Origin of the sequence: Chryseobacterium sp. KMC2 (assembly GCF_016756935.1) — a bacterium.
Lineage (GTDB): Bacteria > Bacteroidota > Bacteroidia > Flavobacteriales > Weeksellaceae > Chryseobacterium > Chryseobacterium rhizosphaerae.
Map to the genome: position 1 here is coordinate 65206 of NZ_JAESIT010000011.1, position 12908 is coordinate 78113.

General features: G+C 36.4%; 13 protein-coding genes. 5 read left to right on the forward strand and 8 right to left on the reverse strand.

Annotation, left to right across the window (positions count from 1 at the left end; translation table 11 throughout):
• Positions 1-47: 47 nt before the first annotated feature.
• Positions 48-1139, reverse strand: coding sequence for a 4-hydroxythreonine-4-phosphate dehydrogenase PdxA (pdxA, locus tag JML65_RS14210; RefSeq protein WP_047488747.1), 1092 nt, complete (start codon positions 1137-1139; stop codon positions 48-50).
• 48 nt (positions 1140-1187) lie between these two features.
• Between pdxA and JML65_RS14215 the strand changes: the two genes are divergently transcribed.
• The 3 genes from JML65_RS14215 to JML65_RS14225 are packed head-to-tail and all read left to right on the forward strand — an operon-like array spanning position 1188 to position 3926.
• A complete protein-coding gene (locus tag JML65_RS14215) occupies positions 1188-1772 on the forward strand; it encodes a riboflavin synthase (protein ID WP_047488750.1) in 585 nt (194 codons plus the stop codon).
• Position 1773: 1 nt separating this feature from the next.
• Positions 1774-3228, forward strand: coding sequence for a sensor histidine kinase (locus JML65_RS14220; RefSeq protein WP_084085761.1), 1455 nt, complete (start codon positions 1774-1776; stop codon positions 3226-3228).
• A complete protein-coding gene (locus tag JML65_RS14225; RefSeq protein WP_202271218.1) occupies positions 3228-3926 on the forward strand; it encodes a tRNA1(Val) (adenine(37)-N6)-methyltransferase in 699 nt (232 codons plus the stop codon). Before JML65_RS14220 ends, JML65_RS14225 begins: the two co-directional genes overlap by 1 nt.
• A 59-nt stretch (positions 3927-3985) precedes the next feature.
• Here the strand turns inward: JML65_RS14225 and JML65_RS14230 are convergent, their stop codons facing one another.
• On the reverse strand, positions 3986-4696 hold the full coding sequence (locus JML65_RS14230; protein ID WP_047488760.1) for a cell division ATP-binding protein FtsE: 711 nt from the start codon (positions 4694-4696) through the stop codon (positions 3986-3988).
• A 153-nt stretch (positions 4697-4849) separates the two neighbouring features.
• Entirely contained in the window at positions 4850-5008 is a 159-nt protein-coding gene (gene rpmH, locus JML65_RS14235; protein WP_039365072.1) for a 50S ribosomal protein L34, read from the reverse strand.
• Positions 5009-5244: 236 nt separating this feature from the next.
• Here rpmH and JML65_RS14240 point away from each other — a divergent pair, with 236 nt between their 5' ends.
• Together JML65_RS14240 and JML65_RS14245 are read left to right on the forward strand one after the other, a co-directional pair.
• Positions 5245-6261, forward strand: a complete 1017-nt coding sequence (locus tag JML65_RS14240) for a DHH family phosphoesterase (RefSeq protein ID WP_047488763.1) — start codon at positions 5245-5247, stop codon at positions 6259-6261.
• Between the two features lie 72 nt (positions 6262-6333).
• Positions 6334-7926: a T9SS-dependent choice-of-anchor J family protein gene (locus JML65_RS14245; RefSeq protein ID WP_202271219.1), complete on the forward strand. Its 1593-nt coding sequence runs from the start codon at positions 6334-6336 to the stop codon at positions 7924-7926.
• A 17-nt stretch (positions 7927-7943) separates the two neighbouring features.
• Here the strand turns inward: JML65_RS14245 and JML65_RS14250 are convergent, their stop codons facing one another.
• The 5 genes from JML65_RS14250 to JML65_RS14270 form a co-directional block, all read right to left on the reverse strand.
• Positions 7944-8756: a patatin-like phospholipase family protein gene (locus JML65_RS14250; RefSeq protein ID WP_047488770.1), complete on the reverse strand. Its 813-nt coding sequence runs from the start codon at positions 8754-8756 to the stop codon at positions 7944-7946.
• Between the two features lie 48 nt (positions 8757-8804).
• Entirely contained in the window at positions 8805-9626 is an 822-nt protein-coding gene (locus JML65_RS14255; RefSeq protein ID WP_202271220.1) for a hypothetical protein, read from the reverse strand.
• Positions 9627-9632: 6 nt separating this feature from the next.
• Positions 9633-10415, reverse strand: coding sequence for an alpha/beta fold hydrolase (locus tag JML65_RS14260; protein WP_202271221.1), 783 nt, complete (start codon positions 10413-10415; stop codon positions 9633-9635).
• A gap of 105 nt (positions 10416-10520) precedes the next feature.
• Positions 10521-11039, reverse strand: coding sequence for a biopolymer transporter ExbD (locus JML65_RS14265; protein WP_047488777.1), 519 nt, complete (start codon positions 11037-11039; stop codon positions 10521-10523).
• Between the two features lie 197 nt (positions 11040-11236).
• A complete protein-coding gene (locus JML65_RS14270; protein WP_202271222.1) occupies positions 11237-12775 on the reverse strand; it encodes a T9SS type A sorting domain-containing protein in 1539 nt (512 codons plus the stop codon).
• Between the last annotated feature and the right edge of the window lie 133 nt (positions 12776-12908).

Consider the following 12908-nt stretch of genomic DNA (forward strand, 5'->3'; position numbering starts at 1 on the left):
AACAAATAAAATCTAAAACAAATTAATTTAAAACTTATTTTAGAGATTTAAGCTTCAGTTTCATCAGGAAGATCTTCATCTACTCCGTTGTCTGAAACCATTTTTCTAGGCTGCAGACGATTACTCATCAATTCGCTGTATTCATTTCTGTTTTTGAAAACACTAATGGCAGTGAAAATAGCTTCGGTAAAACTCTGTTCATCCGCAATATTTTTCCCCGCAATATCGTAAGCAACTCCATGATCCGGAGACGTTCTTATAAAAGGAAGTCCCGCTGTATAGTTGACACCCTCTTCATATGCTAATGTTTTGAACGGAGCTAATCCCTGATCGTGATACATCGCTAAAACGGCATCGAAGTTCTTGTATTTACTTGGCTGAAAGAAGCTGTCGGCAGGAAAAGGTCCGAATGCTAATACTCCGTTATCAGAAAGTTCCTTAATCGCTGGAGCAATGATTTCAATTTCCTCATTTCCTATTACACCACCATCTCCTGCATGGGGATTAAGTCCCAAAACAGCAATTTTAGGTTTTTGAACCCGAAAATCTTCAATCAGCGTTTGGTTTAATACTCTGATTTGTTTTTTTATTTTCTCTTTAGAAATGTTTTCTGCAATTTTAGCAATAGGGATGTGGTGGGTAGACACTGCTACTTTTAAATCTTCAGTGACCAGGAACATGAGTCCCTTTTTACTGAATTTTTCTTCAAAGTATCCAGTGTGTCCTGTATGTTTGAATCCCATTTTCACCATTTCATCCTTATTGATAGGAGCGGTTACCAAAACATCAATATCTCCTTTCATTAATGCCTCTGTAGCTGCTTCCAAAGAATCAATGGCCATTTTTGTGGATTCTTCTGTAGGAACTCCTAATTCTACATTCACATTCTCCTTTGTTAGATTCACCATATTAAGTTTTCCTTCCTGGGCTTGGGAAGCTTCGTTAACATAGTTGAAGTTAAGATTAAGCTTGAAAATATTTTTCTGATAAGTGAATAGCTTTCCCGAACCAAAAATTACAGGGGTGAAAAAATCCGTAATGGTTTTGTCTTTCAGAGACTTCATAATGATCTCTGGTCCTATGCCGTTGAAATCACCGATTGAAATTCCTACTCGTACTTTATGGTTTTTTGGGCTCATTTTGATTATCTTTGAAGATTATAATTTACAAATTTAGCAAAAAATAATATGTTCACAGGAATTATTGAAGCAGTTGGCGTTATTGAGAAGATTGAAGAAAAAGGAAGCAATATAGATTTTACTTTAACTTGCCCTTTTACAAACGAACTTAAAATTGATCAGAGTCTGGCTCATAATGGCTGTTGTCTTACTGTTGTTGAGATTAAAGATAATCAATATGTTGTTACGGCCATCAATGAAACTTTAGAGAAAACCAATCTTGGGAAATGGGAACTGGGGACTGTGGTTAATCTTGAACGCTGCATGAAAATGGACGGAAGGCTAGATGGTCATATTGTTCAGGGACACGTAGATAAAACAGGAGAAGTAGTCAATATTGAAAATAAAGACGGAAGCTATTTTATTACCATTAAGTATGAAGCAGATGGTAATTTTGTTACAGTTCCTCAGGGATCAATCACTGTAAACGGAATCAGTCTTACTGTTGCAAAAAGTGAAGACTCGCAGTTTTCTATAGCAATTATTCCTTATACCTGGGAATTTACGAATATGAACCATTTAAAAATAGGGGATCAGGTAAATTTAGAATTTGACATCATTGGTAAGTATATTGCTAGGTTAATTAAAAGATAGGATGTCAATAAATAAGTATAAAGGATATAGCTTAAGGAACCGGGTGTTTTTCGGTTTCCTGTTGGTATGCTTTTTAAGTGTTGTGGCAACTTCGCTTGTTCCGTACTTTGTTTTAAGGAATAATTCTTTACAGCAGAGTAATATCGACATGCAGGAGAAAACCAATGCTGTTATGAGGTATCTGGACTATGCTGTTAGCCGGACACTTGTCACGACAGAAGATCTGCCAAAAGTTTTAGGCAATAAAATTTTTGAAATAGCAGATATCAACCAACATGATATTATTATTTATGATCTGAAAGGGAATTATGTGCTTTCCAATAAAGATGAGAGTCTGGTTGAGCAGAAGACGATTCCTATAGAAATCATCAATAAAATCTTATCTACAGATGCCAGGGTAGACCTGACCAGATATGATGCTTCTAAAGATGCCAAGCTTACTTCTTCCTATCTTCTTTTGAAAAATAATGAGCTTGAACCTGTAGGGGTGGTTTATATTCCTTTATATCATAATGTATCTGCTTACCTTGATGTTCTTCATCAATATGTTAAATACATTCTTTTAGTAGATATATTCCTTATCCTTTTTAGTATCTGGATTAGCTGGGTGACGTCTAACAGTCTTGCAAAAACAATTACCAAGTTTTCAGATATGATTACCCGTATTACATTGTTTGAAAATGAAATGCGGCCCATAAGATATTATAAAAATGATGAGCTTAATGCTTTGGCCAGAGCTTATAACAGAATGATTCTGCAGATTCAGGATCAAAAGGAAAGACTTCGTTTCAAAGCATCGGAAGAAGCCTGGAGAGAAATGGCAAAGCAGGTTGCTCATGAGGTGAAGAACCCTCTTACTCCTATGAAGCTTACCATTCAGAATTTTGAAAGGAAATTTGATCCGGAAGATCCAAACATCAAGGAAAGGGTAAAACAGATGAGTAAAACAGTAGTGGATCAAATTGACCTGATTGCTACGGTTGCTTCTGCTTTCTCGGAATTTGCAAAACTTCCTGAAAAAAATAATGAGGTGATCAACCTGAATACTGAAGTTGAAGATATTTTACGCGTTTTCAATGATGACAGTGTTTTTATGCATGCTAATAAAAATAATATCATGATCAGTATGGATAGGATTTACCTTTCCAGAATTATCACCAATCTTGTAACCAATGCTAAGCAGGCAGAAAGTGAAGATAGAAAATTAATTATTAATGTTGATGTAGAACAACATCAGAGAAGGGTTATGATCTCTGTTCAGGATAATGGGATAGGAATTCCTGATAATATGTATGAACGGATTTTTGAGCCTAATTTTACTTCTAAAAACAGTGGAATGGGACTTGGTTTATCTATGGTAAGAAAGATGATAGAAGACTATAAAGGGGAAATTTCCGTGAAATCTGAAGTAGGGAAAGGGTCGACATTTATTATTACACTGCCTACCAATTTATAGTGAAATCTTTTAAGTTTAAACAATTTGAAATTCAGCAGTCTGAAAACGTCTTTCGTGTAGGAACAGACGGGGTTTTGCTTGGTGTGCTGGCAGATGTTGAGAATGCATCGAACGTGCTGGAAATCGGAACGGGAACCGGGCTGATTAGTTTAATGCTGGCACAGAGAAATCCTGAGGCTGTTTTTTTAGGATTGGATATTAATGAAGAGGCTGTGGCGCTTACAAAAGCTAATTTTGAAAATGCCCCTTTTCAGGCAAGACTCAGGAATATACATCAGGATTTTAAATCTTTCAATACAAAGGAATCATTTGATTTGATTGTTTCCAACCCTCCTTATTTTGAAGAATCTGTATCAGATAAAGATAAAATTGCACGCCAGACAGTAGAGTTGAACTTTAAGCAGCTTATAGGCCATGCTGCCGGACTTTTGTCTGAAAACGGACTTTTATCTGTGATTATTCCCAGTGAAGCCGGAGAGGTATTCACTTCGATTGCGAAAGAAAATTCTTTGTTTTTAAACCGTAGGGTCAATATTACAGGAATTGAAAATTCAAAAGTTAAAAGATTGGTTCTTGAATTCTCATTACTGGAAAAAAATCTTGAAGAATCTGATTTTATTATAGAAAAAAGTCCGAGACAATACTCGGACCAATATCTTGAACTCACCAAAGAGTTTCATATTTTTAATAGAAGGTAAAGGTTAGACATTAGATGCTGACTATTCAGCTTATATTTAATCCTTTACTCTTTCAAACCTTATTCAAATAGCTCAGCAGTGTCCAGTACGGAAACTTTCCCGTCTTCACATCGGATTGCTTCGCCCGGGAAGTTCTGGATCATATGATAATCATGTGTTGCCATTACTACTGCGGCTCCATTTTCAAGGGCTACCTGCTTTAGTAAAGTCATAATTTCATTAGAGGTTTCCGGATCCAGGTTTCCTGTTGGCTCATCCGCCAGGATAAGGTCCGGGTGATTCAGTAAAGCTCTTGCAATGGCAATACGCTGCTGTTCTCCTCCGGAAAGCTCGTGTGGCATTTTATGCTTTTTACTTTTCATGTTCACACTTCCCAATACCTCATTGATACGGTCTTCCATTTTTACTTTATCATTCCATCCTGTAGCTTCAAGGACGAATTTTAAGTTCTTTTCAACAGTTCTGTCTGAAAGTAACTGGAAATCCTGGAATACAATTCCTAATTTTCTTCTAAGGTTTGGAATGTCAGAAGGTTTTAGCTTTGCCAGCTCAAATCCAACAACAGATCCATGCCCTGATGCTAATGGAATATGACCGTAAAGGGTTTTTAAAAGTGAGCTTTTTCCGGAACCTGTTTTTCCGATAAGATAGCAGAATCTACCTTTCTTAATGTTAAGATTTACATCAGTAAGAACAGTGAAGTTTTTTTGTGCAATCTTTGCATGCTGTAAACTTATGATATTGTCTCCGGAGATATTTGTATGTGGCATAATTTAATTTTAAAGGCTGTTTTCTAACAAAATTTTTCAACTTTTAAAAATAGAAAAAGAAGTTTATACAACCTAAATTTTAGTAAATTTTAACAACAAAAAATGCCTGAAAAAGATCTTTTCAAGCATGATTTGTATATGATAAGGTAGAAATTATCTCTTAGCGCGTGCAGCACTTACAGTTAAACTCTTTCTGCCTTTAGCTCTTCTCGCAGCCAAAACTCTTCTTCCATTTGGCGTAGACATTCTTTCTCTGAAACCGTGTTTGTTTCTTCTTTTTCTTTCTGATGGCTGGAATGTTCTTTTACTCATTACTATATATTTAAATCGTAATTAATCTATTTATTTTCAGGTTGCAAAGATATAGAAATTTTTATAAGCTACAAATTTTCACTATCTTTTTTTAAAATTATTTGAAATGTTTTTTAATCAGAAACTTACAAATCCCTAATCAGAAACGAAATTCTGTGTGCAAAAATAATATTTAAATGATTTATATAAAAGCTTTATCTTTGAAAACTTTAATTTTAACGAAAATAAACACAACGATGTTTACACCAGCAGAACTTTTAGAAATCAATACATTACTTAAACCTGAAAACAAAATAGTTATTCTTACCCACTATAACCCGGATGGAGATGCTATTGGTTCCAGTCTGGGATTGAAACATTATCTGAAAGCCAAAGGAATTCTTGCTGAAGTGATTGTTCCTAACGATTTTCCGAAATTTTTAAAGTGGATGCCGGAATCTAAAAAAGTAATCATCGCTGAATACAAGAAAAAGCTGGCTTCCGATATGATTGCTGGAGCTGACGTGATTTTCTGTCTTGATTTTAATGCTCCGTCAAGAATTGGCCTATTGGGAGACTGGTTGGTTAGAGCACAGGGTAAAAAAATTCTTATTGACCATCACCAGCAGCCTGAACAATTTGATTATGTATATTCTGATACGGTCATTCCGGCTACCTCACAGATGATCTATCATTTTATCGAAGTGATGGATGATGAAAAACTGGTGGACCAAGATGTTGCAGAATGTCTTTATACAGGTATTATGACTGATACAGGTGGTTTCCGTTTTCGTTCTACAAGCGCTGCTACGCATAGAATAATAGCTAATCTTATAGAAAAAGGAGCAGACCCTGCTATGATAACTTCCAATACTTGGGATACCAATACGGTTTCCCGTCTTCATCTACTGGCTTTAATCCTGGGGAGAATAGAAGTAGTGAATGAGGGTACAGTAGCTGTTTTAAGCCTTACGAGAAACGAACTTAAAGAATATGGTTTCCAAAAAGGGGATACAGAAGGATTTGTAAATTACGGACTCAGTATTGCCGGAGTGAAAATGGCCGCATTTTTTATGGAAGACCTTTATGAGAATTTCATTAAAATTTCTTTCAGAAGTAAGGATGATGTAGATGTAAATCAGTTTTCAAGAAAATACTTTAGCGGTGGCGGGCATATTAATGCCGCAGGTGGAAAATCTTACGATTCATTGGCAGGAACTATTGAAAATTTCAAGCAATACATTGGAAAGGAAGAATTTTTAAATATGAAATAATTAAATAATAGTTTGTTTTTAATTTGGATTTATTGTACTTTAGGAAAGTAAATCACTAAAAAACAAACCATTATGAAAACAAAATTACTAGCATTCTTGCTTGCATTGCCGCTTTTTGCCAATGCACAATTTTCTCAAAACTTTGATGCAGGGACTACAACACCTGCAGGTTGGTCTGTCATTAACGGCGGAGATCTCAATGGATTTATCTTTGGTCCCGGAGCTCCGAGAAGTGTGTATTCATTACCCAATGCTGCACAAATTAATTATTCGGCTTCCGCACATGACGACTATTTAGTAACACCTGCAATTACTGTAACAGCAGGTGTTAATGACAGATTAACTTATTTTGTAAAAAATCAGGATCCTAACTATGTGGAAAGCTATGCTGTTAAATTATCCACTACAACGGCTACGGCAGCAGCGTTTACCACTGTCCTTACTCCGGTTGCTCTGGCACCTAATAAATGGACTTTCTTCTCTGTAGATTTATCAGCCTATGTAGGACAAACAGTATATGTGGGTTTCCAGGCTACTTCTGCAGATATGTTCAGGCTGTTGTTTGATAATATAAACAGTGATACTGCTCCTACTGCAGTTCCTAACTGTGCTGCATTGGTATCTCCAAGCAATGGACAGACAGGCGTAAATCCAAATGCTGCAACATTGACATGGTCAGCACCAACTTCCGGGGCTACAGTAGATAGCTATGAGGTATATCTTGATACCAATCCAAACCCTACAACTTTAGTTCCAAGCAGCTATTTATTTGCTGACTTTAATAATCTGCTAGGGAATACCACTTATTATTGGAAAGTGGTAGCGAAAAATGCTGCAGGTGTAGCGGTTGCATGCCAGACGAATAGTTTTGTAACAGGAGATTCATTTGCTCCTTATTGCTTTGGAAACCTACTATTCACCAGCGGAGTGGAGCCTATTACTTCAGTTCAGTTCAGTAATATGACCAATACTTCCTCGGAGGCATTAACAAGCCCTTCTCATGAAAATTTCGCCAATAAAGTAGCCTCTGTAGAACAGGGAGGAACTTATCCGATTACATTTAAAGGAAATACAGATGGTAATAATGCTACTAAGATTGTAGTATATATTGACTGGAATCAGGATGGAGATTTCTTAGATGCAGGAGAAGTGTATTTCGGTACTGCCGGTACTGCGGTAACGATAACGAATTCTACAGGTATAGATGCTATAACAGCAACTGGAAACATCGCTGTTCCTGCCACTGCTACATTAGGAAAAACAAGAATGAGAGTGAAAAAGAATTATGCAACCGGAACAACATTTTATTTAAGTCCGTGTTATTCTTCAGGGGGAACTCTTGCCGCTGTTTCAGGAACCAGTGGCTATGGCCAGGCTGAAGATTACAGTGTGATGGTAGTTCCTACAGGAACGCTTGGCGTTAATGAAACTAAGGCTAAATCAGTCCTTGCCGTCTATCCGAATCCTATGAAAGATATTTTGAATATTGCTACAGCTGATAGGAAAATAACAGAGGTAACGTTCTATTCTGCTGAAGGTAGATTAGTGAAATCTGTCAAAGAAAATATTTCCGCTGTTAATACGGATGATTTGAAATCAGGAGTGTATGTGGTAAAAGTAAAAACATCAGATTCTGAACAGACGTTCAAAGTGATTAAAGAATAATAAATAACTGATTAATATTATAAGCTCTCAATCTGAGAGCTTTTTTTATACCCTTTTTCTTCTAATTCAATACATGTATATTCATAGACCTGCTGAAACATTTCGTCCATGTATTTCTTATTAAAAAGGCTGAACTTTGTCATCTTGGGAGGGTCTAAAAATATATTGCAGTATTTCACTTTAGAATAAACGGATTTTGCAATGGCTAAGTGAAGTATGCGGTCAAATTCTTTCATCAGACTCATCTTTTTTAATTCATCATAGCTTATTGAATTCACATGGGAGGCGATCAGGAAATCACATTTATTCACAATAGGTTCAATAGGTAGATTGTCTAAAACACCTCCGTCTACATAGATTTTGTCTCCTATTCTTACAGGAGGAAGGATGAAAGGTACGCTAGATGAAGCCAGCAAGGGCCCAAAAAGTTCTCCTTCAGAGAAAAAATCAACAATACCATGGGTCATTTCCGTGGCAGTGACATAAACCGGTATTTTTAAAATATTGAAATTATCTTCGGGAAAATAATCCTTAAAAAGTTTTAAAATAAAATTGGAACTGAAAATTCCATTTTTTGACAGCTTCAGAGATGACCTTGAAAAAAAAGAAGTATGTTTGACGATTTCCATCATCTCATCGGGTGTTTTTCCAAAAGAATAGAAAGCGCCTATAATAGAGCCGGCACTGGTTCCGGAAATAATTTGTGGTTTCAGATTATATTCTTCCAGGGCCTTCAGAACGGCAATATGTGCAATCCCACGCATTCCTCCGCCTGAAAGAGTAAGGCCGATAACTGGTGGTTTCTTTTTTTTGAACGAGAATAAACCCATTGCGTCAATTATGCTTTACTAATATACAGGATTTTTTATAAATGCTGATTATGGCTCATCACAGTCAGCATCTATCTTGATGAAAAGGGATTCGAATTCTTGATTCATCCTGCCATCATGTGAGGGGCTCTGGATTTCACCGTTCATACAGTTTCCCCATCCAAAGGTAATCAGGTCTATGGCAGCATAATCCTTTTTGTCCGGTGAATTGAGGTGTTCGTTAAACAGGTTGATAATTCTTTCCGGATCTGCATTCATTTTACTCATCTGTTCTCTCAGTTTTTTCCATTCCGAAAACATCTGTTCATCCGTTGAGTTTAAGGCAGTGGTAAAATTCCGGCATTTGTTACCGGTATTGCTTTTTAGAAGTATTGATGGATCAGAATAAGCTGCTATCCGCAATTTTTCCATTTCGTACTTTTGTAGAAGTGATTCATATTGCAGCTTTTTTATATTTTGCCAATAGGGTACATTGACGACTTTAAGATGCTTGAGAAAAGCTTTTTTCTCAGCAAAATCCTTATCTAATTTTGCCAGGATTTTGGCATTATCACGTCTTATTTCCGTAAGGTCCTGAAGACTAAATACAGATGGAGTATCAAGCATGATTCCTCTCAGGTCAAACCACAGTGTATAGGCTCCTTTAATTTCTTCTTCAGTATATTTGTTAGCATCAAAATATCCTTTGCTGGTGCATAGATCGGTTACGAAATTGAAAACCTGCTGATTGGGTTTTGTGGGTACCGTATCGCTTTTTTTCTTTGTTTGAACAGTAAGAGAGTCGGTAGGAACCTTGTCGGTAGAAATTTGTTTTTCTTTTTTACAGCTTAATAACGTAAGAAAGAAAATCGTGTATATAGCGGATTTCATAGATTTTTAAAATACAAGCTTTTTAGGGAGGTTATGTAAAAGCTCAGTGTTGATAATTTCTGCACAGATACCTGGTTTTTCCCAGTGGCCATTGTGACCACAGTCTAATACATAAGATTTTATATTGGTTCTGTCCGGAAGGTTTTTAATGGTGATATCTGTTTTTACAGCATTGTCATGTTTACCTGCCAGTACCAGTATTTTGGCCTCCAGGTTTTCCATGATGTGTTTTTTGTCTGTTCTTTCTACCATACCTTTTACGCAGGCCAATGCTCCTAAATTGTTCGTGGAAAGAGCTGTTGCAAGGGCAACTTCGATTTTGCCTTCAAGGATATCTTTTTCATTTGGGTTGAATAAATTGGGAATTCCCGCTCTTGCATAATGGGCAAATGCGTCCTTAATGATTCTGTAGCTTTTTATACGCTGTTGTTTTTTCTCTTCATCATCCGGGAAATAGGTAGAGAAGAACAACGTCAAACTTTTTAAAGAATCGGGATATTTCTCGGCAAAAGCCAATGAAGTATAACCTCCCATAGAATGTCCTAATAGGTGTACTTTTTCTAAATTCTGATGATCCAAAACTTTTTTTACCTCCTCTGCCATCAGTTCCATGGTGTGAACTTCATCCAGAATTTCAGATTGTCCGTGACCGGGAAGATCAATTTTTAAAAGTGAAAAATCTTTGGAAAGATGAGGTTCCATATCACTCCATATAGAGAGGTTTTCCATAAAACCATGAAGGAGTACTAAAGTTTCTTTTCCGTTTCCTTTTTTTTCAAAGTTCAGCATGATATCAAAATTATAAAAGGTTAAAATAAGGCAGAGGATCTCCAGGAAACTCCTGCTGATTCAAATGTAAACAAAAAAGAGCATTTTTAAAATGCTCTTTCTCTTTTATTGAACTAAGTCTTTATAAACCTTTGTTTCCCAAGGTTTGATATCTGCAACGCCATAACGCTCTTTTTTTGCAATAGCAAGGTTGTCAAGCATATCTACAAAATTTTTATAGTTGGCTTCATCAGTCGGTTTGATAATGACGGTGAAGTTTTCAGGTTTAGGAGCATTTTTGTATGCCTCAGCAATGATTTTTGAAATTTTTATCCCACTGAAATCGGTCTCTTTCAGGTTATTTGTATTTAAATCTGTTGCATTGCTCTGATGATAAAATACCCGGTTGTCTTTTCCAAGAATAAATGTCACCTGATTTTCCTGGTCCATTACGATAGGCCCTGAAGGGGGATCTCCTTTTGCCGGAAGTCCCAGATCCATGACATTGGGTTTTGTAAAATTGGTAGTGAACATAAAGAAAGTAATCAATAGAAATCCCAAATCTACCATGGGAGTCATATCAACTCTTATTAATTTCTTTTTTTGCTTGCCGCCTTGTTTTTCTTGTGCGATTACTTCAGCCATAATTAATACTTTAAATGTTAAACGGTATTTGATGAAAACTTTTAAAACCCGATCGTAGTTTGGTTGAATTCATACAAAGTTTATACCTAAATTTCTTAAATGTTATGAATTTGTAAAAATTAATTATTATTTGACACGAAAAAGCCTTATGATGTTTCAATTTCATAAGGCTTTAAGATTTTTTAACTATATGATATTTATTTCTTTAGAATTAGTTTTTCATTTAAAATGATTTTTCCCTTATTTTCAATTTGAATCATATAAATTCCCGGAATTAGCTGAGAGGTATTTATTATTACTTTGTCTTCATGATAATTTTTAGACAATAGCTTTCTTCCGGATGTATCTGTAATGGTTACAACTGATCCGTCTGGGAGATTCCTGATATTAATGAACTCTTTGGCAGGATTAGGAAAGAAAGATATAGATTGGTTGGCTTTAACTTCCGCGGTAGCCAATGTTGTGGTAGGCATAAGTTTTACAATCCAGAAGTCTGAAAAACCATCTGAATGATTTCCTGAAACGTCTCCGTCATTAGAGTCTGTATTACCTGCAAGAATAAATCCTCCATCTGCTGTTTCTATTGCTGAATTCAGTTGATCTGTAGCACTTCCACCTAAGCTTTTCTCCCATATAATAATGCCTGTTGCATTAAGTTTGGCAACATAGAAGTTGTCTGTGAGGTCTGTTGAGCTCGTTGTAGTTCCCCCAATAAGATAGCCGTTATCTGATGTTAATTCAACAGATGAAGCTCCATCATAACCGGTTCCGCCAAGAAACTGTTTCCATTGAATATCTCCGGTATTGTTAAGTTTAAAAATCCAAATGTTGGGTGAATTACTATTTCCTGTAGCATCCCCGTCTGTAGAATTACTGTTCCCTGCTACAATATATCCACCGTCTATGGTTTGCTTTATTGCGGTAGCGTAATCATCATGACTGCCCCCTATCTTTTTTTGCCATTGTAGATCTCCGGACGAATTTAATTTTATGATCAGACAGTCGCTATAAGAAATGCCTCCGATTATGCTGTTTGTACTGCCGGCTACGATATAACCTCCTTCTGTAGTTTGCTGGATGGAGTAGGCGTAGTCTTCACTATTGCTACCATAAGATTTTTGCCACTGCAGATTTCCGGTTTGATCCAGTTTGATGATCCAGAAATCTTCCTCTCCATATGCAACGGTAACATCTCCGTTTGAAGAATTGGTATAGCCTGCGATTATATAGCCGTTATCAGTAGTCTGTTGAATGGAATAAGCCTGTTCAACAATATCTCCTCCAAAAGTTTTTTCCCACTGAATATTCCCTGATGAATCAAGCTTTACAATCCAATAATCAAAACTCCCGTGACTTCCTGTAACATCTCCATCTGATGAAGCAGCTGTGCCTGCGATAATATAGCCGCCATCATTTGTCTGTTGGATGGAGTTTGCTTCCTCAATACTGTTGCCTCCCAATGATTTTTGCCATTGTATCCCTCCCGAGCTGTTCAGTTTTACAATCCAATAATCAGTCATATAGGGCTGACCACCGGAGTGATTTCCTGTGACATCTCCATCGGTGGAACTTGAATGTCCTGCAACAATATAGCCTCCATCGGTAGTGTGCTTGATTGATTTTGCCCATTCTAGATTGCTTCCTCCCAGTGATTTTTGCCACTGGATATTGGGTGCTTGGGCATACATTGAAATAGAGCAGCCTAAGGTTGCCAGAATGTAAAATAACTTTTTCATTTGCGTTTAATTTAGAATTGTTTTCTAAATATATTGAAAAAGACTTTACTTGATGAAACAAGTTAGTAAGTGTTGATCTATTTCTAATAAGTGTAAAAAAAAGCCTTACCAATAAAATTGATAAGGCTTAGTC